This window comes from Dyadobacter ginsengisoli DSM 21015, from assembly GCF_059568735.1.
Genome location: NZ_JCANTY010000012.1, coordinates 115,564 through 141,462, shown reverse-complemented (window position 1 = coordinate 141,462; position 25,899 = coordinate 115,564). Strand labels below are relative to the sequence as shown.

At 48.2% G+C, this 25,899-nt stretch carries 21 protein-coding genes; 7 read left to right on the top strand and 14 right to left on the bottom strand.

What is annotated here, in order from left to right:
- Window positions 1-6: 6 nt before the first annotated feature.
- From BP71_RS34280 to BP71_RS34270, 3 genes are all read right to left on the bottom strand, one after another.
- Entirely contained in the window at window positions 7-645 is a 639-nt protein-coding gene (locus tag BP71_RS34280) for an MBL fold metallo-hydrolase (RefSeq protein ID WP_496386191.1), read from the bottom strand.
- Window positions 646-728: 83 nt separating this feature from the next.
- Entirely contained in the window at window positions 729-1,421 is a 693-nt protein-coding gene (locus tag BP71_RS34275; RefSeq protein WP_496386190.1) for a hypothetical protein, read from the bottom strand.
- A gap of 91 nt (window positions 1,422-1,512) precedes the next feature.
- Window positions 1,513-2,217: an SAM-dependent methyltransferase gene (locus tag BP71_RS34270; protein ID WP_496386189.1), complete on the bottom strand. Its 705-nt coding sequence runs from the start codon at window positions 2,215-2,217 to the stop codon at window positions 1,513-1,515.
- An 80-nt stretch (window positions 2,218-2,297) separates the two neighbouring features.
- On the opposite strand from BP71_RS34270, the gene BP71_RS34265 reads away from it, so the two are divergent.
- Window positions 2,298-2,729 (top strand): hypothetical protein, encoded by a 432-nt coding sequence (locus BP71_RS34265; RefSeq protein WP_496386188.1) that lies wholly within the window; start codon window positions 2,298-2,300, stop codon window positions 2,727-2,729.
- Here BP71_RS34265 and BP71_RS34260 read toward each other — a convergent pair.
- A complete protein-coding gene (locus tag BP71_RS34260; RefSeq protein ID WP_496386187.1) occupies window positions 2,722-3,498 on the bottom strand; it encodes an alpha/beta fold hydrolase in 777 nt (258 codons plus the stop codon). The two genes, BP71_RS34265 and BP71_RS34260, sit on opposite strands and share 8 nt — an antisense overlap.
- A 465-nt stretch (window positions 3,499-3,963) precedes the next feature.
- Here BP71_RS34260 and BP71_RS34255 point away from each other — a divergent pair, with 465 nt between their 5' ends.
- Window positions 3,964-7,341 carry a TonB-dependent receptor gene (locus BP71_RS34255; protein ID WP_496386186.1) on the top strand — a complete coding sequence of 1,126 codons (3,378 nt, stop codon included), beginning with the start codon at window positions 3,964-3,966 and terminating at the stop codon, window positions 7,339-7,341.
- A gap of 202 nt (window positions 7,342-7,543) precedes the next feature.
- Window positions 7,544-8,785 carry a M12 family metallopeptidase gene (locus tag BP71_RS34250; RefSeq protein ID WP_496386185.1) on the top strand — a complete coding sequence of 414 codons (1,242 nt, stop codon included), beginning with the start codon at window positions 7,544-7,546 and terminating at the stop codon, window positions 8,783-8,785.
- A gap of 56 nt (window positions 8,786-8,841) precedes the next feature.
- Here the strand turns inward: BP71_RS34250 and BP71_RS34245 are convergent, their stop codons facing one another.
- The gene (locus BP71_RS34245; protein WP_496386184.1) at window positions 8,842-9,750 is read right to left on the bottom strand and encodes a patatin-like phospholipase family protein; all 909 of its coding nucleotides are present in this window, start codon (window positions 9,748-9,750) and stop codon (window positions 8,842-8,844) included.
- A gap of 243 nt (window positions 9,751-9,993) precedes the next feature.
- Here BP71_RS34245 and BP71_RS34240 point away from each other — a divergent pair, with 243 nt between their 5' ends.
- Together BP71_RS34240 and BP71_RS34235 are read left to right on the top strand one after the other, a co-directional pair.
- Window positions 9,994-10,968 (top strand): polyprenyl synthetase family protein, encoded by a 975-nt coding sequence (locus BP71_RS34240; protein WP_496386183.1) that lies wholly within the window; start codon window positions 9,994-9,996, stop codon window positions 10,966-10,968.
- Between the two features lie 116 nt (window positions 10,969-11,084).
- Complete coding sequence (locus tag BP71_RS34235; protein ID WP_496386182.1) at window positions 11,085-12,497, top strand: leucine-rich repeat domain-containing protein; 1,413 nt, start codon at window positions 11,085-11,087, stop codon at window positions 12,495-12,497.
- Window positions 12,498-12,500: 3 nt separating this feature from the next.
- Here the strand turns inward: BP71_RS34235 and BP71_RS34230 are convergent, their stop codons facing one another.
- From BP71_RS34230 to BP71_RS34195, 8 genes are all read right to left on the bottom strand, one after another.
- Window positions 12,501-14,678, bottom strand: coding sequence for a DUF5916 domain-containing protein (locus BP71_RS34230; RefSeq protein ID WP_496386181.1), 2,178 nt, complete (start codon window positions 14,676-14,678; stop codon window positions 12,501-12,503).
- A 48-nt stretch (window positions 14,679-14,726) separates the two neighbouring features.
- A complete protein-coding gene (locus BP71_RS34225; RefSeq protein WP_496386180.1) occupies window positions 14,727-15,026 on the bottom strand; it encodes a DUF3817 domain-containing protein in 300 nt (99 codons plus the stop codon).
- 268 nt (window positions 15,027-15,294) lie between these two features.
- Complete coding sequence (locus BP71_RS34220; RefSeq protein ID WP_496386179.1) at window positions 15,295-16,680, bottom strand: flavin monoamine oxidase family protein; 1,386 nt, start codon at window positions 16,678-16,680, stop codon at window positions 15,295-15,297.
- Between the two features lie 156 nt (window positions 16,681-16,836).
- Window positions 16,837-19,440 (bottom strand): cytochrome c biogenesis protein CcsA, encoded by a 2,604-nt coding sequence (gene ccsA, locus BP71_RS34215; RefSeq protein WP_496386178.1) that lies wholly within the window; start codon window positions 19,438-19,440, stop codon window positions 16,837-16,839.
- The gene (locus BP71_RS34210; RefSeq protein WP_496386177.1) at window positions 19,437-19,871 is read right to left on the bottom strand and encodes a cytochrome c maturation protein CcmE domain-containing protein; all 435 of its coding nucleotides are present in this window, start codon (window positions 19,869-19,871) and stop codon (window positions 19,437-19,439) included. The genes ccsA (BP71_RS34215) and BP71_RS34210 overlap by 4 nt, the downstream gene beginning before the upstream one ends.
- Window positions 19,872-19,877: 6 nt before the next feature.
- On the bottom strand, window positions 19,878-20,102 hold the full coding sequence (locus BP71_RS34205) for a CcmD family protein (RefSeq protein WP_496386176.1): 225 nt from the start codon (window positions 20,100-20,102) through the stop codon (window positions 19,878-19,880).
- Window positions 20,103-20,180: 78 nt separating this feature from the next.
- A complete protein-coding gene (gene ccsA / locus BP71_RS34200) occupies window positions 20,181-20,864 on the bottom strand; it encodes a cytochrome c biogenesis protein CcsA (RefSeq protein ID WP_496386175.1) in 684 nt (227 codons plus the stop codon).
- 45 nt (window positions 20,865-20,909) lie between these two features.
- On the bottom strand, window positions 20,910-21,719 hold the full coding sequence (locus tag BP71_RS34195) for a heme exporter protein CcmB (protein WP_496386174.1): 810 nt from the start codon (window positions 21,717-21,719) through the stop codon (window positions 20,910-20,912).
- Window positions 21,720-21,831: 112 nt separating this feature from the next.
- Between BP71_RS34195 and BP71_RS34190 the strand changes: the two genes are divergently transcribed.
- Entirely contained in the window at window positions 21,832-22,059 is a 228-nt protein-coding gene (locus BP71_RS34190; RefSeq protein WP_295930466.1) for a FeoA family protein, read from the top strand.
- A gap of 28 nt (window positions 22,060-22,087) precedes the next feature.
- Window positions 22,088-24,223, top strand: coding sequence for a ferrous iron transport protein B (feoB, locus tag BP71_RS34185; RefSeq protein WP_496386173.1), 2,136 nt, complete (start codon window positions 22,088-22,090; stop codon window positions 24,221-24,223).
- Window positions 24,224-24,231: 8 nt separating this feature from the next.
- Here the strand turns inward: feoB and BP71_RS34180 are convergent, their stop codons facing one another.
- On the bottom strand, window positions 24,232-25,713 hold the full coding sequence (locus BP71_RS34180; RefSeq protein ID WP_496386172.1) for an NAD(P)H-hydrate dehydratase: 1,482 nt from the start codon (window positions 25,711-25,713) through the stop codon (window positions 24,232-24,234).
- Between the last annotated feature and the right edge of the window lie 186 nt (window positions 25,714-25,899).

Below are 25,899 nucleotides of genomic sequence, written 5' to 3'. Positions count from 1 at the left end.
GCGCATTTATTTGAAGAAGGGATTGTTTTTCTTTTCAAAACCGATGGTGGTGGGTTCCATGTGGCCGGCGTAGACGGTATAATCGTCCGGAAGTGTAAATAGTTTGGACCTAATGCTGGTCATAAGCGTCGAATGGTCGCCACCCGGCAGGTCGGTCCGGCCAATACTCATCCTGAACAGCACATCGCCACCGATGACAAACTTGTCGTCATCGCTGATGATCGCAATATGCCCGGGCGCATGGCCAGGGACAAAAATGATTCTCAATTTAGTATTTCCGAATGCGATCATATCGCTCTCCGATACAAAACGGTCGATCTGCGGCTCTTCGAAGGACGAGAAACCATAATTCGGCGCATAAGTTTTCACTGCTTTCAGAACCGGTTCATCAAGTTGGTGTAATGCAAACGGTATCCCATATGTTCTTTTCAGTGCAGCAACACCCAGTACATGATCGATGTGTGCGTGGGTGTTTACGATCTGAACCGGTTTTAGCCCGTTCTGCCCTATAAAAGAGGTTAGTTCGTTCAATTCCGACCTGTCGTAACATCCGGGATCAATGATGATCGCCTCACGGGTTTCATCGTACAGTAAATAGGTATTTTCTGAAAACGGGTTGAAAATGAATGCTTGTACCTGTACCATTCCGGTAGGTTTATGTGGGTTGTATAATGGGGTAAATCTACGAAACACTTTGCAAAGGCTTGCCTTTTTGTGTTTCGGGAGCCTTATTGTTCCTTGATCGTTGCGATGATCCGGTCATAGTAAAAAATAGTAGAGTCCCGGTAGGTCGATTCGGTGCCGACAAAGAACCAAATTTCTCCCGCGTTGTTGGCAGTGATCTCAAATGGCTGGCCTGCATTAGAATGTCTTACCGTCGCATATCGGGTGTCCGTACGGCCGCTGGCGACACTTCCTGTCAGCGCCACATCTTTCCCGGCCTGGGAACCCGAGCCTTTGTCCAAATTGAAGGTGTAAATTTTATTAGCCAGCTTGGTGACCGGCTCTGTGCCGGATGCCCCGGCCTTCAATGTAACAGCGCTGGCTGGCGACCCGGTTGCTGTTTCGGGGTAGTTGGTGCCAAGGTCGATGTCGAGTACGAGTTGGTAAGTTCCGTTTGGGGCGAATCCCGTTACTTTCTTTTTCAGGTAATTAAACATATTTTCCTTGGTATTCCGTGCAAATACCCGGACCGCGTACCGGGTAGTATCCAGGCCGCGGGGAAGTCGTGCGAGCGCAGCCAGCGTATCCAGGGATGTACTGTCGGCGGTGGAGGAGTAGCCCGAGAATTCTATGTCCCATCCGTCGAGAGCGGTTTCGAAATTGGAATCCACCGTAATGATGGCATCGAGGCTGTCATCATTACAGCCCCAGAGCGAGGCTATGGACAGTAACGCGACGAGTAATATGTTTTTTTTCAAGTCAAATAGTGATTTTTAGAAAACAACGAAAGGACAGTCGATATCTTTCCTTTCACGGGCGCGCAAAATTAATGCGGTCTGCGTCAAACACCTATCCGATCAGAAAAATTGCGGGCTTTTTATGCAGATCTGGCTTTTGAGCCTTCCATTTTCTGACAGACATTGTCCTGATAAACTCGTCGGCCGCCGTCACATTGGCGGCAATGCACAGGGAAATATCCGGTGAACAACTTTCGATCACAGCATCCAGAAGCTGGTTGTTGCGGAAAGGTGTTTCCATGAATATCTGAGTCTGCTGCAGTTGCCTGGCGTTTCGTTCGAGGTTCTGCAAGGTTTTCTTCCGTTGCATTTTGTCAATCGGCAGGTAGCCGTGGAACACAAACGATTGGCCGCTCATCCCTGAGGCCATCAGTGCCAGCAGAATAGAAGATGGCCCCACGAGCGGTACCACTCTGATACCGGCTTCATGTGCGAATCGTACCGCAACGGCACCGGGATCGGCAACGCCGGGAACTCCGGCCTCCGATATTACACCGGCGCTGCGGGTAAGTCCTTTTATGGCTGCTGCGGTGTCCGCTTCCGGAGTGTCTTTGTCCAACTGAATAAACGTAATTTCATCAATCACCTTACCGAGCCGGAGACCGCTGATGAAACGTCTTGCAGTGCGGATGTTTTCGACAAAGAATATTTGCAGATCCAGAATGGTATCTTTGATCTGAGGCGTGAGTACTATGTCTTGGGTACCTTCCGCCAGAACAGTTGGGATTAAATACAGGGAAATCCCGGAATCATTCATAAGCATTTCATTTTTTTATTCTTTTCCAACCAATAGGCCTGAATGTGAATCTACGGGATAAATAAATTTATTTAATAAGTATGAAAAGACTATTATACATACCCGTGGTCCTGGTGTGGTTATTGTCTTGCCAGAAAGATGCCGACAGCGATCCAACGGCGATGCTATACTTTTCGACGATCTCGGGTCCATGGCACTCCATAGAGGCTGAACGATCGTCCCTGGATAACAAAAGTGTGTGGGAACCTATTCCCGCCACGCAATCCGATACGTTGATTTTCCGCAATGACGGTGTTATCCTGAATGCGGACGGGAAGCCGCGATGCTGCGCTCCCGGTACGCTCACGATCAACGGGACGTTACGGGATGTTAAACCCCAGACCGCCTTACCGGGCAATCCCGAATGCGCGCTCTTAAACTGTGTGACTTGCCCGACCTGGGAAATATCCTGGAATGACGATCAGTTGATCATCAGTACCTGCAATACACCAAGAATCAAATACGTCAGATAGTTTTGTTCAGAAATTCCAGCAGGGTGCTGACGAACGCCTTCGGTTGTTCAGCTTGCACCCAGTGCCCTGCTCCCTCGATGGTCTCGAGCACAGCGTTGGGGAACAAATCCAGGATTCCTTCCAGATCTTCATCCAAAATGTAATTTGAGTTTGCCCCCCGCATAAACAGTGTCGGTGTTTCCACGGGAGTCCCGGATTTGATTTGCGCTCCCACATTGGCCATGTCCGTGATAAGCAAAGGCAGATTGAACCGCCAGGCAAAACCGCCTTCTTCTTTCCTGTACAGATTTTTTAATAAAAACTGCCTTACTCCCAAAAGCGGTTCGTATTCGGCCAGGATTTCATCGGCCTGGTTCCGGTTTTCGATATCGTTTACCGGGACCGCATTCAATCCTTTCAGAATTTTGGTATGATGGATGGGATAGGCCTTAGGGCCGATGTCTACCACCACCAGCGCATCAAAAGTCCCCGGATAGGTGACAGCATATTGCATAACCGTTTTACCGCCCATGGAATGGCCCAGCAATACGGGAGATTCGATACGCTGCTGATCCAGGAAGTCTTTGAGGTCGGTCGCCAGCGTCGGAAAATCAAGCGGCGCTTCGTGAGGTGACCGGCCATGGTTACGTTGATCGACGAGATACACGCGGAAGCCTTGCTCAGAAAGTGATTTGCCGATGCTGAGCCAGTTGTCGAGAAAACCAAAGACGCCATGCAGAATGATCAGCGGCTTCCCTGTTTCTCCTATTTGTTTGAAGTTGAGTTGCATAAATTGGGGTATACCAATAACTACGGATTGAAATATAGAAATACTTTTACGTTCTTAGCTGTGATTGTCTCATGTATGCCGGGTTGCAAAGTTGCGGAGTATTTTTAATACGAAAAAAATGCACAACACCGGAAATTAACAATTTGATCATCCAGTCCGTGCCCAGGTGCGGAAATCTCCTCTCTCAAAAAGCTGAAAAGATCTTTTTTTGCTCCCAAGAACAAAATTAAGAGCCCGGGACAACCCGGTTGGTTTGTTAATGATTTGATAATAATGGAAATATTGAAGTATTGGCACACGAATCTGTATTATTTCAATAAATCAAGTAGTTACGAAGATTAGTATTGTATTTTAGTAGGATTTAGCCTTTTGTTTCTGAATCGAAAAAGGTATTATTTTGCAATAATTATTCATCCTTCTTGGAATGAAACTGCTAGTTTTCTTACAAACCAAATCACCAAATTTATGAACGGGAAAAGTTTACTTTTCAGGGCTTTTACGGCCGCGTTACTACTCTTTTGTTTTTCGATTAGTCTCGATTCATGGGGGCAGGTGACCACTTCATCAATCAGCGGCGTGATCACAGATGCCAGTGGCGAATTTTTGCCGGGAGCGACTGTAACCGCCATTCATGAGCCTTCGGGTACAACCTACGGTACCGTTACAACTGAGGCAGGTCGGTACACTTTTCCTTCCGTTCGAGTGGGAGGGCCTTACAAAATTACGGTAACATATGTTGGTTTCGCTGAGCAGAGCAAAACCAACATCTTTGCTGAATTGGGCCTGGCAGCCAGCGCGAACATTTCACTCAAAGAGGGGGGGACGCAACTGGAAGAGGTCTTGATTAGGTCGGATGCAGCGCAGTTGTTCAATGGAGAGCGAACTGGCGCAGCCACTTCAATCAATACGGAGCAGTTGAGGACATTGCCGACGGTTACCCGCAGCATTTCCGATTTCACACGCCTTAGCCCTCAGTCCAATGGAGGCAACAGTTTCGGTGGGCGCGACGGACGTTACAACAACTTCCAGGTAGATGGTGCCAATTTCAATAATGGTTTTGGATTGAACGACAACCCGCTTCCCGGCGGAGGAGGATTGTCCATTGATGCGATCGAAGAAATACAAGTTAATATCGCTCCGTTCGATGTAAGGCAAAGCGGTTTTTCAGGGGCAGGTATCAATGCGGTCACCAGGAGCGGGACCAATAAATTTACAGGTTCGGTGTACGGATTCTTTAGTAACCAGGATCTCCAGGGAAAGAAAGTGAATGATGACGAAATAATACGTCCCGATGCTACCAGCCAGACGCTCGGTTTCAGATTGGGCGGGCCACTGGTTAAAAACAAACTGTTCTTTTTTGTCAATGCGGAGCACATTAAAAAAACCGGTTCAGGGGTAGGTGCTGTTAATTTGTGGAAGGCCTCGGAAAATGGAGTGGCCGATCCAGGTAAAAACATTTCCAGAACCAAAAGAGCAGACCTGGAAGCGGTACGCAATCACCTGGTCAACCAATGGGGATACGATCCGGGTGCCTATGAGGATTATGCCAATGATAACAGCGAGAAAACAACTTCTTTTCTGGCGCGCATCGACTGGAACATTAATGCAAAAAACAAGCTGGCTGTTCGCTACAACCAGGTAGAAAGTTCAGCCCCTTCACTGGTTAATGCAAACTCGGGAGCCTACCCGCGTACACCGTTCGAGACCGGGCGTGTAAGCTCACTTTCGATGTCGTTCGCCAATACCATGTATACGACGAAAAACATCGTGCGTTCGATTACAGCCGAATTGAATAGTGAAATTACGCCACGACTATCCAACCAGTTCCTGGCAACATACAGCCGTATCCAGGCAACCCGTAGCTCTTCGAGCTCAGAATTTCCGATGATTGATATCGGTTTCGCTGGAGACAGTCTCAGGAAGACGGGTGTAACCACCTATCAAAATTACATCAGCGCAGGTTACGAGCTGTTTACCTATGGGAACGATGTTTTGAATGATAACTTTACTATTACCAACAACCTAAACTATGTGGTAGGCAGACATAATTTTACGGGAGGTGTAAGTTTCGAAATGCAGAAATTCGGAAACAGATACCTTCGCAATGGAACATCTTACTACCGTTATGCTTCCGTGGAGGAGTTTCTGAAAACCGGAACTCCTAACGAAGTAGCGCCCTTGCAGTTTGCGTTGACTTATCCGTACGAAGGCCAGGACCCATATGCACCTATTAAATACGGGTTGCCGTCTATTTACATCCAGGATAAATTTGACATCACCGACCGTTTTACCCTGACGGCAGGTATAAGGGCCGAAATGCCGGTGTTCCTGAATGACCTTACCCCGAATACAACGGTCGATACCTTGAAGTTGCAGGGCGTTGGCGGAGGTGTCCGTACATATGACACTGGCTCATGGCCCAAGACACGCGTGATGCTTTCTCCACGCGTTGGTTTCAGATGGGACGTCAAAGCTGACAATTCCCTTATTCTTCGCGGAGGTACCGGCATTTTTGCGGGACGCGTCCCCTTTGTTTGGTTAACCAATATGCCATCCAACCTGGGCGTGATCCAGAACACCGTAGAACCGGGAAGTTATGCGGCGTCTGCCCCTTGGATTGGTGATATACGTTTCCAGCCCGACAAATACTATTGGCTGAACAACACCCCGGAAAGTGCGAAGAACGTCTTCATTAAAAACCCACGTGCGGGGCTGCCTAGTACGCTCGCGCTTGTGGACCAGGATTTCAAAATGCCGCAGATCTGGAGAACAAGTTTTGGTGTCGACTATAAGATCCCCGGAACGCCATTCGCAATTACAGGTGATGTAATTTATACGAAGGACATTCAGGCCGTGTATCAGTTTGGCGCCAACCGGAAGGCAGCTACGCAAAAAATGAATTATAGCGGTGATGACCGTGAGTTCTATCCTAACACCGGATCTTACCAATACAACAGTAAAATCGGCGCGAACTCCGTGAGCGTATTGACCAACACTTCCAAAGGGCATTCGATCAATGCAACCATTGGTTTGACAATGCAAGCAAGACGTGGATTTTATGGCTCGCTTTATTATTCCCATACTTCGGCCAAAACGACAACGGATAACCTTGGATCCAATGCGAGCTCGGCATGGGGAGCAACACCAAACATCAACAACCCGAATGACCTGAGGCTGTATAGCTCTGAGGGCGCACTTCCAAACAGATTGATCGGTACAGTATCTTATCGTATCGAATACGCAAATCACCTGGCGTCCACCTTCTCCCTTTTCTATAATGGCGCGAATCAGGGACGCCTTTCCTATACCTATAATGGTGATTTGAATGGAGATGCCATTGGAGCCGACATGTTGTATGTTCCTAAGAACGCCTCTGAGCTCAACTTTACCAATTCCACAGTGAGCGGTGTAACATTCAGTGCTGAACAGCAACGTGACGCTTTCGAAGCATATATTCAGGGTAATTCTTATCTTAAAGAGAACCGAGGTAAGTATGCAGCGCGTAACGGTGATCTGATGCCTTGGCTCAATCGCTTCGACTTCAAGTTCTTGCAGGACATTTTTACAAATATTGGAGAGACAAAGCATACGCTACAGTTGAGTGTAGATATTATCAATGCCGGAAACCTTTTGAACTCGAAATGGGGTGTTCGTCAGGAAATCATATCGGGTGCAAACATGCCTCTGCGTCGTGCAAGCGCAACGCCTGATGGTGTTCCCACTTTTACGATGAACGCGGTTCAGGTAGGTGGTAAAACCGTATTGCCTGACAAGGTATTCCGGGATATAACCACTACCGCCACGACCTGGAGTATGTTAGTGGGTGTCAGGTATTTGTTTTAGGCAGTTTTTTAAGATTGCAGATTAATAAGGTGTCTGATTGTGCCATCTTTCAATAGCGTATAGCCTTTGGGAGATACGCAATTCAGGCACTTTTTTTGTTTTTCGACAAAATACTACTAGTTTTTAAATTAATTAGTTGGATAAAAAATGTTTAATATATTTGGTAGTGAATAAATTTTTATTTTAAAACTAACTCAAAAATATGAAGACATTATTTATTCGATTAGTGCTGAGAAGATGTTTTTTGATTGCTTCGGTTATTTTTTTATTTGGTTGTGAACGTGCTCAGGAACTAGCTACTGAAAACACAAACAAAGGAGGTCCGGTATCTAGCCAGCAATCCGGGCAAACTTTTCCAGGAGAAGAAGGGGAAACAGTTAAACTTAAATACAATGGCGAAGATATTCATGTGAGGAAAATTAATAACGAGTATGTTATGATGGGAGACATAACGCTATCGGAGGAGCAAGTAGCTAAGCTAAGGGGAGATGAAAATGCCCGGGCGGCAACTACCGAGTTTACAAAATACTGGCCATCAGGAATAGTGTATTATACTATAAATTCCTCGCTTCCAAACCAACAAAGGGTGACGGAAGCAATTACTCACTGGGAAATTAATACACCCATCGATTTCCAGCTCAGGACCAATCAAAGCAACTATGTAGAATTCGTGGATGCCGGTAGCGGTTTATGTAAATCTGATGTTGGGCTAACAGGAGGTCGTCAGGAAATTAAGGTGGGAAGTAGTTGTGTTAGAGGGGATGTGGTTCATGAAATCGGACATGCCATCGGTTTTTATCACGAGCAGAGCCGACCAGATGCCGGCAACTTTATCAATGTGTATTTAGAAAATTTACCAAACGATGATTATATCAGGGATCAGTTTAAGTCTTATACCGCAATAGGAAGGCCGGGTTTTTATTTCGGAGCCTTTGATTTTGGTTCAGCAATGCTTTACCACTCCTACGCATTCAGCATCAATGGTCTCCCTGTAATGAAGAGAAAAGACAATAATCAAACCTTCAATCAAAGTGAGTGGCTGTCGGCGGGGGACATCGAAACGGCAAAAGCTATTTATGGCCCGCCTTATGCAAAGGTTAGAAAAGTCCAAATATCGTATGATGGAAACTCTTCCGGCACTACTTCTTACTATTATGAAGAGGCGGATTATTTTGTAGATTTCTATAATGATAAGCAATGTACATCCCCTTACACCGGGAATGCACCCAGGGTTGTCACTGTAAATAAGCAGCTGAATCAAGCTAACGCACAGGGAGGATACAGTTCGTCGCTGAGCAACCAACAATATCAGAAGATAAACGGAGAGTCGGGATCAATTTGGCTGGGGAGATATACCAACTACGAGAATACGAATTACGGGGATATTACTTCTGGTGAACATGTAAATTTTGGCGTAACAAGCCCTAATAAGGGAAATTATTAGAAAATTGTAATGTAAGAGGCAAATTCAATTTACCTCTTACTTTTAAGTAATCGTTTTTACTCCGAAACTTTCTCCGTCTTCAAAATTGACTCTACGCCCGCGCGGTAGCCTTCTATAATCAACCGGGAAATATCCTCGGAATTGAAATGCTGTAAATCCAAAAATAGGGGTGTTGCCGGTCGGATGACAGTCAGCTTCATAGGTTTACCTCTCAGATTGGAACGGTCGACATAAGATTCTGCCCAGGCAATATTGCTGTTAACGATCTGGTTGACAGTGATATCCCTGACCCGCTCGATGAGAGTGATCAGATTGCGTGTGTTAATGTCTTCGGGCTGGTAAAGTAGAGGAGAATGGCAGGCGATGAGCACAATTTCGGTTGCACCGTCATCGATGGCCTCACGGATGGGGGCTACTTCGCGAAGTCCGCCGTCGAGATATAGCTGATGCTCAATTTCTACTGCGGGCATCAGCATGGGTATCGACGAACTGGCAAACACAAAATCGATATAGGTGGGATCTTTTGTGGAGACATACTTCATCTCCCCCGTTCCGATATTTACTGCTCCAACTTTGGTTTTAATGGGCGTATTGATCAGGTAATCGTCGTGCAGGTGCCTGCGGATGAGCTGATGCAGGGGGACAGGGTCTACGATGCCGTCGAACCGGCTCATCAGTGTATTCATCCCCAGCATCACGCGGGAGCGCAGCGTGGAAATATCCTGGGGCTGGGTAATATTCTTGATCCAGAATTCCAGGAGTTTGCGGCCTGCAAGCGGCCATTGAATTTCCTGTTGTTCAGCCTTTTGCCGGCCTGCTTCGTTGGCCAGGAACGTCGCATTCAATGCGCCAACTGAAATTCCATATATCATCTCAGGCTGAAAGCCATTTTCCAGGACTGCCTGGATCACTCCCACCTGAAATGCTCCCTTCATAGATCCTCCGCCGAGGACGAGTGCTTTCATATCGACTGGTTTACGCGGATTAATTTAAACTTCGGCCATCGACCGTTGGCTTCCGGGCATTTTTTGTTCCTCAGCCTTTCTCAATTCTAAACATTTTCGGTTTAAAATTGATATAAACAGAAGATTTTATTCCAAATTTGAAGATCAGTATTCAGAGGTTCTGACGAACACTATAACGGATCACTTCCCCTTGTTCGCGTCCTTTTATTATCAGGAGGGAGCTTTTAGCCCTCGTACATGCATATGACCCTTTCAATAAAGGATATCCAGGCTCCTATTGCAGATGAAATGAAAGCTTTCGAGCATAAGTTTCGTCAGTTTATGAAAAGCGAAGTAATGCTCCTGGACCAGATCATGAACTACATCGTGAGGCGGAAAGGGAAGCAACTGCGTCCGATGTTCGTTTTTCTCTCTGCCGGAGTCTGCGGCACTATTTCAGAATCTACCCATAGAGGCGGTGCCCTCATTGAACTATTGCATACAGCCACATTGGTCCACGACGATGTGGTCGATGATTCGAATTACCGCCGGGGCTTTTTTTCTGTCAATGCATTGTGGAAAAACAAGATCGCGGTGCTCGTGGGCGATTACCTGCTTTCCCGCGGCCTGCTGCTTTCGGTGGACCATCAGGAATTCGATCTGCTTAAAATTGTTTCAACTGCCGTGCGTGAACTGAGTGAGGGTGAATTGTTGCAGATCGAAAAGGCGAGGAGACTCGATATTAACGAGGAGGTGTATTACCAGATCATCCGTCAGAAAACAGCATCGCTGATCGCTTCCTGTTGCGCCGTTGGGGCCAGTTCGGTTGGAGCGGTTCAGGAGGTAGTCCAGAAAATGCACGCATTCGGGGAAAAGGTCGGGATGGCATTTCAGATCAAGGACGATCTTTTCGATTATGGAGAGGATGAAATCGGCAAGCCGCTGGGCATCGACATCAAAGAGAAAAAAATGACTTTGCCGCTGATTTATGCACTGAACCACGCGCCGTGGCTGGAAAAACGGAGGATTATCAACATCATTCGGAACGAGAGCCACAAACCGAAAAAGGTAAGCGAGGTCATCGCATTTGTGAAGGAATCAGGTGGATTACATTACGCACAGCAGGTCATGGAACGTTATGTGCAGGAAGCATTGATCCTGCTGCATGAATTTTCAGATTCACCACACCGGCGTTCGCTCGAGCACCTGGTGCAGTACACAATAGAAAGAAGCAAGTAGGACGCCAGTTCCGCATTATAACGAAATTTTTAGTTAAGGTAGAAAATATATAAGTAAGTATAATAAATAAACTAACATTTTAGTTATGTTTGTGTGCTCACTTAATGCTGCCTGACATGAAAATATTCCTCACTACGCTATTTTTAGTTGCCGGCCTCGGATTGTCGGCGCAGCCCGTGGTGCTTAACCGCAAAGATGCAAGCTCAAAAGCGCTTTGGCACAAGCTCGACAAGGATTATAAAACCGAGAACGAGGTACTGACCGAGACTCCCTACAGCATTCACAAGGCATTTCAGAATATTTACGAGCAAATATTCGATAAGGAGAAATTGAAGGATTTTTCTTCGTGGAATACGCTGTACCTGAACGCGGAGGGGAAGATCGACTATCTCATTTTTGACATTGGTGGCGGAACATACAGGATTGTGAACGGAAAGGAGGAAGAGCCGCGCGGAGCCGATTCGCTTGCCGCTATTATCGTTTCGAAAATTACGCCATATCTTACGAATATCGTTTCTCGCAGGACTATCGGAACTAAAACGGTGATCACTACGCTTGTCAGTTTCCAGCAACCTGCTTCCAGGGAACCGAAGATGAAAAAGGACAGTGTTATCAACGGACTGGCGGAGGCATTGGAAACAAAGGACAGCTTGAAAGTGAAATCACTTGGCCTGAATCAAAGTTTACTGACTGCCATCCCGGATGTGATTTACCGCTTCCCCAATCTCGAACAGCTTTTTCTGACTGATAATGATATTGAAACAGTCAATCTGGACATGTCGCGCCTGCCCAAATTGCGGCATTTGGACCTGAGCCGGAACATATTATCTGAACAAAGCATTGTAATCAGCCGGAACAAGTCACTGAAACTGCTGAACCTCCAAAAGAACCTGATCACCGACATTCCGCGTGCAGCCCGTAACTGCAAAGGGCTCGAAACATTGTGGCTTGGAAATAACCATTTAAGCGGTTTGAACAACAGTAGCTTCAAGAAACTGAAATCTGTCAAAGACCTGAATTTTTACAAATCCGGTGTTGCGGTCTTGCCTCAGGGCATTAAGAAAATGCGCAGGTTAGAGGTGCTGGATTTGTATTATAATAAACTGGAAACCTTGCCGAAATCGATCACAAAGTTGAAGCGCCTGACCCATTTTGCCGTTTCGTACAATCAGCTCGCCGCATTACCAGTGCGGATCGACCGGTTGAAACGCGTGCATACGCTTTATGCGCACCATAACCATTTGAGCAAACTGCCCCAACGGATCACGCGCATGACAGCACTCCGAATTGTCGACCTGGGCTATAACTGGTTAACCACATTTCCTTCTGAGCTTGTGGCTTTTACAGATCTGCAAGAGCTCGATCTGTCGGGAAATAACTTTCCTGATTTTCCCATGCAGCTATTGCAAATACGCAAACTCGACAAGCTGCATTTACGCGGCAATCCTTTCCTGGGAGCGGATGCCGAGCGTAAATACAGCGAGCAGTTGAGCCAGCTCAAAAACCGGAATATCGAAGTTTTTTATTGAAGCCTACAAATTCCACCAGTAAGTGAATTTAAGCACGATCGCCCGATTTTTGACGCGGAAGTTTTCCGGCAGGTAGTTGTCGGTATACACGATAAAAAGGTCGGATGCAGGCTTATATCGCCATTGCAAACGCGCATTCAGGTTGATATTATCCGCCTGGTTATTGTATTGCATAAATGTGGTAAAAAACAGGCTGTTCGTAAACGTCACGTCCACGCGCGGGCCCACAAGCCAAAGCTGGGTGCGTTTCCAGGGTTCTGGCAGGCGGATATCATTGTAGTTACCGGCCATGGTAATAGCGACATAGGGTTGCACGCGGTAGCCGAGCTCGGCTTTCAGGTTGTTGCGCTTGCCGTTCTGATAATAGCCGCCCAAAATGCCGGAAGCCAGGTAAGTAAGCCTGTTTTGCGGACCTGAAACGATGTCAAAACCAACGGCTTTCCAGTTGTGCTCACTTCCGGTTGCCAATGTGGCTCCGCCGAGGTTCGTAGGGTCGAATGGACGTAACAGGCGGACGTAATTGCTCGAACCCCATACCGCCACTGTGGCGCGGTTGATGAAGTTGAGGTTATAGGACAGAATAAACTCACGGTCGCTCAAATCGACCTTTTTATCCCAGTATACATTACTTACCAGTTTGGGGCCATGGCTGATGATTTTTGGGTTTTTTACGAAAAACAGGTAGGCGATGTTGGGACTGATCTTGTAATAACCCATTCGAACCGCATTGGGGACATAACCTACTTCTGCATTGTAATTTTTACCCACATACTCGTGCTGCCATTGCCAGGAGAAGTTGGCCTTGGTAAATTTGAGGTCCGCCGCGTGCGTAAAATCATCCGAAGACTTGCCGGGTGTAAATGATTTCAGGAACATTACCTTGCCTGTCCACATGTTTTTAGCGCTGGCTAAGTTAAACTCCGCGCCGATGTTGCGGTTGTAGCGACTGGTAGCCGAATGCCGTTCCAGCGTGTAATTGGTTGCATCCTTATTAACGAATATGAAGCGCACATTTGAACGCGCCAGCAGTTGCCGCTGCAATGCGAAAACAGCATAGTTGTTATGGGGCGTAATGCTGTCGTTAGAGCCCGTTTGTACATCCAGCACGCCTATTCGCCAGTTCTTATTGATCTTCCCGCTCATCCGCGCCCCAAACTGAATGGGGACCCCCAGGCCTATGCGTCGTGAAAAGAACGGCCGGATGGTAGCGTACCCGAAATTGGCAAAGAGGTCGGCGTTTTCGAGGAAGAACTGTCGGCGTTCGGGGAAGAAGAGTTCGAAACGGTCCAGGTTGGTCTGTTGAACGTCCACATCGACCTGTGAAAAATCCGGATTTACGGTAAGGTCGAGGTTCAGCGAAGGGGTAAGGCCGATCTTGACATCCCCGCCGATGGTGGGTTTATACTTTGTGGGAAGGTCCTTCTGATGGTCCTTGGTCATACGCATGGCGGCATACGGGATCACCGAGATGTTCGGGCCGGGATTTGGCGGTGGCACGTCCCACACGAGCACGCCCGTATAGGCGAGCGAAGCCGAAGGGAATTGCCTGGGGACCGGAGCCCAGGATGACTTTTCGGAGATGGTCAGATCCTGGCGGCTGAAATTGATTCCCCAACGGGTAATGCCGGGCTTGTAACGGATACTTTTAAATGGGATGGCTGCTTCCCAAACCCACTTGTCGTCCTCGTTCTTGACCGCGCTCACCCATTTGTTGTCCCAGCTGAGATCGACGGTTCCGCCATCACCTTGCTGACCGTCCCAGGGAGCACCGGCCGCATTTGCCCCGAACGAAAAGCCATTGGTTTTGTCGTCGAAAGTATCCATGAACAGCAGGAAATTGTCATTCTTGCCGAACGCAAAATCCCTTTTAAGCGACTCCACGATCAGCGAACCTTTGATGGGTTTGTAGTTGACAACCAGTATGTAAAGATTATGTTTGTCATAACACAGCTTTACATCGGTCAGCGCCCGGGAGAAGCTGGTATCCATCGGGGTGATCATGAAAAAATCCTTGGCCGTTTCGGCGTTGGTCCAGGCCTCATCGTCGGCCACGCCGTCGACATGGACTGGCGACGTAGCTGAATGGATATGGTACTGATAATTTTCGTTCGGTTTCTGCGCGATACTCTGGGAAATGATGAAACAGAAAATAAAAAGGGTTAGGATAAAATTACGTTGCACTTGATTTAAGGGGTGTAGGAATTTGGAAAATGAAAAGGGAGGCGGTACTTAATTTCTGAACCAGCGGGAATCAGCATAAAATGTTCCGAACGGTACCAGCGAGGATACGAATGACAGGGCCGATTTTTTGAATGACCAGCTTTTTTCGGTGGCAACCTGGATCAGCAGAATCACAAAAAGAACAAACAGGACCCCATGCGCCATGCCTACGACGCGAACCGCATGCGGGAGTCCGGCAAGGTATTTGAGGGGCATTGCAATGCCCAAAAGCACGAGATAGGAGACGCCTTCCAGAAAGGCAACAATACGCAAACGGCCCAATGCCGATTTGATCAGTTCAGACACCATAGGTATGCAGGGAATTAAGAAAAACACAATTTTTGGACAAAGATAAGCACCAAGTTGCTTGGAATGCAGGAAGTTCGGAAAGCTTTCTCGTGGAATTGTTATGTTTTGTAAAATGTAACCGAATGTTTAATTGTGGCAGCTGGACCTGCTTCGCCTACCATGGCCCGAATACAGCTTCTATTTGGCCAATGGATTAAGCCAATCACCAACGGCAGGATCCGGACAGCCCCTCATTGTCCGGGTTCGAATGGGATTTCGTTTCTGACCCTCATGAACCGATTATTTCCATGGCGGCTGCTTCGCCCGTCACAATGGCACCTTCCATGAATCCCTGCCAATCGGCCAGATGTTCTCCGGCGAATGCGGTGTGCAGAAAGGTTTTTTGCAATGCAGGCCGGAGTGTGTGCCATTGGTTGATGCCGTACATCGCATAGGCCCCCTGTGAAATCTGATCGGTCCCCCAGTAGTAATTGGCTTGTGATTCGATCAGCTCGCTGGCTCCGGGAAAATGAGTCTCGAGCGTATGTCGAATCATTTCTTTGCGCCATTCGTCGTTTTGATTAGCCACGACATCTGCTTTGTCTCCGATCGTATAGGAAATCAGCACGCCCTTAGTGGAAGGTTGGTTTTTAGTAGCGTGGTAAAAGTAATGCGGGAGCTGGTCGGTAATGAGGTCGAAGCTTTCGTCCTGCCAGAACCGCTTGTTGAAAAGCAACGCATTTTTGTTGATCCGTGCATACTGCAGTTCGTTCAGAGCCCTTTGTTTGTTGTCAGGCAGACCAGGTTCCCATTGGATATTTTTGATCGCTAACGTCGGAATGGCGCAAATGAGTTTGTCGGCCTCAAAGGTTTTTCCGTTGTCACAAATCACTTTTACCTGCGTAGTCTGCTCAATGCGCTTGACCCGGTGCCCCATCAGTATATTATCCTGGCCGATTTTTTCAGCGAGCCTCCGGGCTAGCTGTGTGTTACCTCCTTTCATTTTGAGGTCCATTTCATTCTTTTCACTGCTTTCTGCAAACGTGGAGAGTGCAATGAGTGCGGACACGTGCCTGATGCTTTCGCCGAAATCGGTGCTGTCGAGGAGCTCGCGCAGCAGCAGGTCGCGGCCCTCACAACCATTGTTGACGAGAAACCGCCACCAGTCGATACGGTCCAGGTCCAGCTTATCCTGATCATTCAGCTGGCGATAGCCATCCAGCAATACCTTGAACCGGGGTTTCCAGTTGTCCGAAAAGTCCCATTCATTGCTGCGGGTGTATCTGTTTTGGTAGATCAGGTGGGTGTCAAACTGGTTATTCATTAGCGGAATGCCGAGCGTGTCGCATAAGGTTCGTACACGCGTGTGGGAATTGCCTACCCATTCGGCACCTAGCTCAACAGTGAGGTTTTCCTTTGGATCGATCAAATGTGAGAATACCCGCCCGCCGATCCGGTTACGCGATTCGAGTACCGTAACATCCATCCCTTTCTCGCGCAACGCATGGGCAGCGGCCAAACCGGCAAATCCTGCGCCGATCACGATGACCCTGGTTTTTTTGGAAAGGAGAACATTTCCTAATGTGTCGGAAGTCGTCAGTGCAGCACCGGCCAGTAGTGCGGATTGGCGCAGGAACGCACGGCGTGATGCGGAGGTGTGGAGAATGTCTGTCATGATATAGAGGTTCGAATGAGTATACCAAAAATAACGGGGTATATACGCAGCTCAAACAAACCTTTAGCGAGAGGCAGACATTCTTAGTTTTTGGTTTAAATAAAAAATGGTTCAGCAAATGAATTGCGGAACCATTTGATTAGCAGAAGATTACTTTTAAACTGTCTGGACTTTCGGTTTCGCAGCTGTTTTGGTCGCATTATCTGCGGCAGCTTCTTTGTTACGCATTTTAACAAAATCCTTAAACCTGCGAACGGTCGCCATCACAAAACCGATCACGAGTACGAATGTACCCAGCCAAAGGATGTTGATCAATGGCTTTTCGGTAGCTTTCATGACAATAAAGTCGCGCTGGGTGGTGTTGATACCAAATGTGAATTTGCCTGTCTGCGGGTTGATTTCCTGGAATTGAATGCGCATTCCCAGTTCATTACTCACTTCCGGCTTACGCGCCACCATGCGGTCGCGGATCACGAAGGACGGTGTTACGACAAATTCCTTATCCTTGTCGAGTACCCGGATAATAGCCTTGACAGCGGCGTCACCGGCGCCCAGCTTGACGCCTTCGACCTGTTCCGTCCGCACGACATTGTCGAGAACAGCAACATAGTCGTTCACAAAGAAAGTGTCACGCAGATTCACTGTGAAGTTTTCGGTCTGGCTCCATACCGGTTCCGCAGTAGGATTGGTCACCATCGAAACATAGGTGTACAAATCTTTGTCGACCTTGCGCTGGATATCCGGCGAAGACACGATGCCACCCATGCGGGGGTTGATCTGTACCCGCGGGAACAGGGAGAAAATCTTACCGGATGGCTCACGGTATTCGATCTCGTAATAGAAGTTTTCCGGGAAGATTTCGATCGTGTCGCCCTTTGCATTGTATTTTTTGTCGTTCACAACAATATCACGTAATGCAACGGCGTGGAAATCGCCTTCCACAATATCCACCCAGCTTTTGGGGATATAACCGGGAATATGGCGCGGCTCCACACGGACATCGCGCCAGGTAAGCATATAGTCGCCCATTTTCTCCGGCTTGTTGAGCCAAAGCGTAATGTTCTCTTTGTTTTCCTTGTTGTCGTTGGCTGTAAACTCCTCACTACGCGAGATCATCAGCCCTGAATTATTGATGGAGACAACTTTGGTATAGGCAGAAGAAAAGAGGATACCGATCAGCATTAACGCCACACCGATGTGTGTAATTGCTCCACCGGAAAGGTTGTAGTTCCCCCGGATGATGTTAATCAGGATAGTGCCATTGGCCACAATGGCAAAGACACCTGTGGTGAGCAGCACGATATATTGGATGTCCCGTACTTGTTCAAAAGTTATCACCGCAGCGCTGATCAGCAGCGCTACCAGTAATGGGTTATATAATGCCTGCAGGTTGCCTTTGCCAGTCCGTTTCCACCAGAAATACTGGCCAATACCTGTCAGGGCAATGATGAGCGAAAAGAACCAGAGCTGAAATTTGTTGTAATGGGCGACCTGGTCGGCTGGTAACGCCATGTTCAGAACGGTTCCGAATGCTTCTGCTATTTTATTATAAACAGGGATGGAAGTGGTCGCAATGATCTGGAAGCCGGAAAGGCAAAGTAACGTGGCTCCAATGAAAATCCAGAATTCCTGAGAATACGTCGATACTTCCTCTTCATCGCTCGGGAGCGACTTCCAGCGATAAACCAGCAATCCGACCGAAACAATCGTGAAAGTGAAGAGGTAAATGAGTAATTGGCCCGAAAGACCGAGGTCGGTAAATGAATGGACCGACGCATTACCCAATACCCCGCTCCGCGTCATGAATGTCGAGTAAAGTATCAGGATAAACGTGGCGATCGTCAGAATGAATGACGTTTTGAGCGCAGTGGCATTTCTCCTTCCGATGATCATCACGTGTACCGCGGCCACTAATACGAGCCAGGGTACAATAGACGAGTTCTCAACGGGATCCCAGTTCCAGTAGCTGCCGAAGTTCAATGTTTCATAGGCCCAATAGGCACCCATGAGAATACCAACGCCTAAAACCAATGCCGAGAATAAGGCCCAGGGCAATGCGGGGCGTATCCATTCCTGGATTTTTTTATTCCACAGGCCTGCGATTGCAAAAGAGAACGGTATCAATGTGCTTGCAAATCCCAGGAACAACGTAGGAGGGTGGATCACCATCCAGTAGTTCTGCAAAAGTGGATTTAGTCCGTTACCGTCTTTGGGAATAAAATTGGGGTCCATCTTGTATACAGGCAGGTCGGGCATGACCTCTTTCAGCAACAAGAATGGCGTCGATCCTATTTTCAGGTCCAGGCCAGGAATCACGACCCCGAGAATCATGGAGGTAAGAAATGCCTGTACCAGCGCAAAAACGGTCATGACCGGTGCCTCCCATGAACGGTTGGTGAAGATCAGCGTTGCGCCGAGCAATACGTTCCAGAAGATCCAGAGCAGAAAGCTGCCCTCCTGATCCTGCCAGAAACTGGAAATAGTGTAGCCCGTTGGCAAGGATAACGACGAATTTTTCCAGGCGTAATGGTATTCGAAATAATGGTTACCAATGATCCAGTAAAGTGAGAACACTACCCCGATCACCGCCGCTAAATGCATCCAGAAAACGAGCCGCGCAAACTTTTTCCAGCTCTGCGTATCTTCCAGACTACTTGCACCGATACCCGCCTTGAAATAGGCGAAAGTGGCCAGAATGGCTGTAACAAATGAGACTATAACCAGCAGGTGCCCTGCATTTCCGATCGTACTGTGAATCATGATTTTGTTGCAGTATGTTCCGTGGTTTCCATTTTACCGTTCTCGTATTTCGACGGACACTTCATGAGGATCTTTTCGGCTGAGAATGCCCCGTCTTTCATTTTACCCACGACAACGACTTGCTCTGATTTGTCGAAATCCTGCGGTTTGGTGTTTTTATAGACTACCTTTTGTTCCACATTGTTGTTGTCAACCAAGGTGAAAACAAAGAGATTAGGATCTATCTCAGGCCGGTATTCCATTTCCAGGATTTGTCCGGTGGGGTCTTTTTTTAGTTTACCTACAACGTGAATACTCTCATTATCACCATCCTGGGCCATTTCTTTGGCTTTGGTGAAATCCACATAAGTGCTCGCGTCACCGGCAGTTGAAACGATAATGCCAATTGCAACCGCGATGATCACCAATCCGAATATCTGTATCTTTTTCATAGAGGCTTACTTGATATTGAGTTCCTTTTCAATCTTTTTCAGTTTGGAGTCGATGCGGAGCAGGTTGATTGCTATTCCTGCAAAAACAACGGCTACTACCGCTACCACGACCCAGATTTTACCGTCGGCGCGGAGCTTGTCGGCCATCTCTACGGACGTATCGCCCGCCTGCGCGAACAGGTTGCCGGAGACCGCCAGCAACGTCAGGAGGATGAGGGAAATTCTTTTCATTGTATATATGAATGGACTAAACCTTAACGAAATTTTACTTTGAAACGTTTGTAATATGCTCTGATCAGGCCAAAATGATTAGATTCTGCCGGATTCAGTCAATGCGTCTTCGCGAACCCGGTTGATCTGCTTAATCCTGATCCTTAGCTCAGCAATCCATAGCCCCAACAGGATATATCCGATCACGGCCGGGTAAAAAACGCGGCGGATATTGTTGTCAAAATCATAGGAACCGAATGTGCTGTTGCCGCCGCTGCCGGGGTGTAAAGAGTCGGTGAGGCGCGGCAGGATGTAAATGATCGGGATAAAAACGGCGAACGCGAAAATGTTGTATACCGAAGAAATCCGGGCACGGCGCTGCTCGTCCTCGAAGGAGCTTCTCAGCAGCAAATAGGCAAGGTAAATAAGGATACCGACGGCGGCCCCATTTAGTTTCGGATCATTCGGCCATGGATCGCCCCAGGTGTAATTGGCCCACACAGAACCGGTAAGACAACCGAGAATTCCAAAGAAAATCGCCGATTTGGCTACTTCGCTGGCGATATCATCGTCTTTGATATTACCCTTCATTAGATAACGGATTGAAAATACCATCGACAGCAGCAGCAATGTGGTCATGGCAAGCCATAGCGCCACATGGAAGTAGGTATTACGGATACTTTCATTGATAATGGCAAGCCGAGGAACGGGACCGATAAATCCCATGATGATCACGTAGAATATGATCACAATGCAGAGGATTTTCCACCAGATCTTTCTCATTTTAAAAACTAACACTTTAAAGTTGAGCCCTTTAACCTGCTGTATTTAGCTTCTCCATAAGTAAGGAAAAAGCAGGTAGCTGAGCGTAATTACTATCAGATCGATCGATAATAGTGTGGTGATTTCATCGGTGCTGACCGACCAGTCCAAACCATCCAAAGCATTCTTTGCCAGACGGATCGTCATCAGAAGCATTGGCAGGATGATCGGGAAACTGAGCACAGCCATGAGTGTGGCACTGTTGTCGGCCTTCGACGCGATACCCGCAATAAGCGTGAGCACGGACGCAAAGCCGGTGGACGCAAGCAGGATGCAAATGGCGAAAAGCCCGTTATCCTGAATGGGGTTACCCATGACAAATGCATAAAACAGGAAGCCCATTCCCGAAAGCAGGACCATGATCAGCGAATTGTAGATGATCTTGGAAATGATAATCGCCTGCGGACTGCACAGGTTATAATAGTAAAGTAACCTTCCGTGACGTTCCTGTGAAAAACTCTTGGCAATGGCGTTGACCGCCGTGAAAAGGAGAATAATCCAGAACAATGTATTCCAGACGATCGGAGTGAGCTGGTTTCGGCGGAGATTGAAGCTGAGGTAACACACAAAAACGGTGCTGACCACGTAAAGCATCATGCCGCTCAACGCGTACTTTTGGCGCCATTCCAGGGTTACTTCTTTCCAGATCAGGGTTTTAATCTCGTTCAAGGTGATTGGTGCGGGCCGTCGGCTTTCGACTTTCGGCTTTCGATTTACGTGTTGATTGTAACCAGTGCCACTTTTCCCGGCTCCGGGACTTCGTTTCGTGCTGCAAAAGTACGACAGAAAGCCTGAGGGAAATAATAAAACGATCATGATTTTGTATGATTTGACGACCGGTGGGCACAATTGAAAAGGTAATGTTTGATTTACGGTCTGAGAGTGCTTTATTTGCAGTTTAAATAAAATGAATCTAAATAAGGAACGTATGTCGGCTCGTACGGTTTCACACCTCAAAAAGGGTGAAAAAGGCATAATAAAGTCATTTACAGATCGAGAGATGTCATTGAAACTGCTTGAAATGGGCTGTTTGCCGGGATGTGAAGTGCGGCTGGATGCGATTGCCCCGTTCGGTGATCCGATCTGCATCAACGTGGGCGGATGTTATAGTCTGTCGCTGCGCCTGAACGAAGCATCGGTGATTGAATTAGAGTAAAGAATACGTTCCGCTTACAGCCTCTCCATTGAAACAGGGAAACATAAAAGTTGCGCTGGTAGGTAACCCGAATGCCGGCAAGTCTACACTATTCAATGCGCTCACCGGTCTGCGTCAGAAAACGGGTAATTTTCCCGGTGTGACAGTTGAAAAGAAATCAGGAACGTTCCGGATTGCCGCCGCTGACGGGCACGACGATCAGCACGTAATGCTGGTTGATCTGCCCGGAACTTACAGTATTTATCCGAAATCAAAGGATGAAACAGTGGTGATGGACATCCTGGCCAACCCGAAACATCCCGATTTTCCCGATGTGGTGATCATTGTGGCCGATGCTTCCAATCTGCAACGCAATCTGCTGTTATTTACCGAAATAAGCGATCTGGGCCTACCTGCTGTTCTTGCCTTGAATATGCTGGATGTGGCAGCTAGCATGAACCTTTCTGTGAATGCCGTACAGCTCGCCATGCACCTGCGTGTACCGGTAGTCCGCATCAATGCACGCACCGGTGAGGGAATCAAGGGATTGAAAGAGGCGATCCGCCAGGTGGCTGAAAAGAACGGAAAAGCAGCACTTCAGTACTTCTACGAACCCCAGGGCAACGAAATCGGTCTGATTGAAGAAGTGAAGGCGCTGCATCAGCTTGATAATGACTACGTCGCATTGCAGTACGTTTGCCAGCACGACAATTTTTCCTTCCTGGCGCAGCCGGTGAGGGCGAAACTGGATGCGCTGATCGAGAAGTACGGATTCGACGAGAATGACTTCCTTGCCAAAGAGACCGTAGCCCGGTACGAAAAAATAAAACCCATCGTTTCTAAAGCCGTCAAATCGGAGGGAGTCACCGAGCAACCCTATTGGACACGGAAGCTGGATGCGGTATTACTGCACAGAGTTTGGGGCTATGTGACCTTCGCATTGGTTTTGCTGGTCGTTTTCCAGGCCATCTTTGCCTGGGCTTCCTATCCGATGGACATGATCGATGCCGGCACGGCCAGCCTGATCGAATGGACCAAAGGAGCGATGCCGGAAGGTATTTTGAATGACCTGATTACGGACGGTATCCTGGCGGGAATCGGGGGGATCGTCATATTTATTCCGCAGATCGCCATTTTGTTCGCATTGGTCGCGATCCTGGAAGAGTCGGGCTATATGGCACGTGTGATGGTGATTATGGATAAGCTGATGAGACGTTTCGGGCTGAATGGACGCAGCGTTGTCCCGCTGATTTCAGGAGTGGCGTGCGCGGTTCCCGCGATTATGACCACGCGGAGTATCAGCAGCCGTTACGAGCGTTTGCTGACCATTCTTGTAACTCCGCTCATGAGCTGCTCGGCCCGTCTGCCGATCTACTCGATCCTGATTGCATTGGTAGTGCCTGCCACGAAGGTGTTTGGCGTGTTCAATATGCAGGGGATTGTTTTGTTTGGACTGTACTTGCTGGGCCTCGTTGGTGCATTGTTTTCGGCATGGGTGCTCTCGTTGTTTATTCCAAGAAAGGAGCCAAGCTATTTTATGCTGGAAATGCCTTCCTATAAATTGCCCCGCTGGGGACATGTGGGCTTTTCGATGTATGAAAGTGTCAAATCATTTGTTCTGGAAGCCGGTAAGGTCATTATGGCAATATCTATTATCCTCTGGGTGTTGGCATCCTATGGCCCGGGTGACAATATGGAGGTGGCCGAGCAGCAGGTAGTAACAACAATGGGTACGCTTCCACAAGCGGAGCTCGATGCTGCGGTTGCGTCGGCAAGACTGGAAAGTTCTTATGCAGGACAGTTTGGTCGTTTTATAGAGCCGGTCATCAAGCCATTGGGCTACGACTGGAAAATTGGTATCGCATTGCTGGCATCGTTTGCTGCCCGCGAAGTATTTGTGGGAACGATGGCTACGATTTATAGTATCAGTGGTGATTCGGAGGATGTACTGACGGTCAAGCAACGGCTCGTTCAGGAAAGGAATCCCGAAACCGGCGGCGCGATGTTTACCACTGCGGTTTGTTATTCATTGCTGATGTTCTACGTATTCGCTATGATGTGTATGAGTACGATCGCGGTTGTCTATCGCGAAACCCACGGCTGGAAGTGGCCGATGATCCAGCTCGCCTACCTGATGGTGCTGGCTTATGGTTCAGCATTTGTGGTTTATCAGTTGCTGAGCTAACAAACAAGTTACCAACCCAGGTGCTCAACCACATCCGACGCGATCAGCGCCGTCTGTCCACGCGCTTCCGCGGCGCGGTCACCGGCAAGGCCATGCTGGTAAACACCCAGGATGGCGGCGTCGGCCGGCGCGTATTTTTGGGCCAGCAGGCTAGTGATAATACCGGTTAATACGTCGCCGGTACCTCCCGTGGCCATGCCGGGATTACCGGTGGAATTGAAATGGACTTCGCCATTGGGAAGAATTACAGCGGTATTTGCGCCTTTGAGGCATATGATTACCTTGTATTTTGAGGCGAAGGCACGCCCGTCTTCCAGCCGCTCATACTCGTTGGCACTTTGCCCGGCAAGTCGCTGAAACTCCTTTGGATGTGGTGTCAGAATGGTTCCCTCGGGGAGTTTATCGAGCAAATGGCGATTTCCGGAAAGGATGTTCAATGCGTCGGCATCGATGACTAACGGTACTTTTACTTCATTCAGTAATTTTTCCAAAACCTTCACAGTTTCCGGCGCCTGACCTAATCCGGGACCGACACCGACAGCCGTTGCTGACGCCAGATCGGGTAATCGGGTAATCTGTCTGTCTGCGTCATCCACCGTAGCCATTGCTTCGGGGACGGAGATTTGCGTGATTTCATATCCACAGGCCGGAACGTGCATTGTGAGCAGACCCGCACCGGAGCGCAGGCACGCCCGGCCGGATAGTACCGCGGCCCCCATTTTGCCGAAACTGCCGGCAATGATCACCGCGTGGCCGTATGTGCCCTTGTGCGAAAATTTTTGCCGCGGCCTGATCCGCTTTTCGGCCGACCGTTTGTCGGTGTAGTAGAAGGGCGTAGGCGTGTTGCTGATGTAATCCTGGCTCAAACCGATGTCGATGACATGCCATTCACCTACATACTGCGCATTCTGTGGGAGCATGAATGCCAGCTTGGGTAACTGGAAGGTAATGGTATAGTCGGGTTCGATGATGGTATCACTGTCGCTGTTGGGCCGGTCAGTATACAGCCCGCTCGCAATGTCCACCGAAACGACCCTGTTGGGCAATGCATTGATCCGATTGATGACATCGGCCAGTAAACCGTCCACCGGGCGGGACAAGCCGGATCCCAGCAGGGCATCGATGCAAACGACGCTTTTTGCGATTTGGGGTACATCATCCTTTGAGTGGATGTGCGATGGGCTCAAATGTTGATTCAGGCGTGTCAGGTTGGCTTGAAAATCGGCGGAGGCTTGGGTGGAGTATTCAATTATATAAGCGGAAACGTCGTACCCGCATGCGCTCAGTATCCGTGCGATTGCCAGACCGTCACCACCATTGTTGCCTTGGCCGCAGAAGACCGCGATAGGGCGGGTATTGACATATAAGTTGCAGAACCATCTCACAAAGGCCTGAGAGGCACGCTCCATCAAATCAATGGAAGAGATCGGTTCGCTGGCGATCGTGCAGGCATCCATTTCGCGGATCTGCGCCACATTGAATATTTTCATAACTCAGAAAAGAACTTAATTCAGACTTTTGGCATCCGTGCTTCCATCTTCATGCCAGATGTTTTGCAGCGATCAAAGCAGAACAAAATTGCGGGTAATATTTTAGCTATAAACGTGGTAAAGACTTTTACATGAAGATAAATAATGCTAGCTTTGCACTCGTTTTCTCAAAGGTTGTTTTGAATG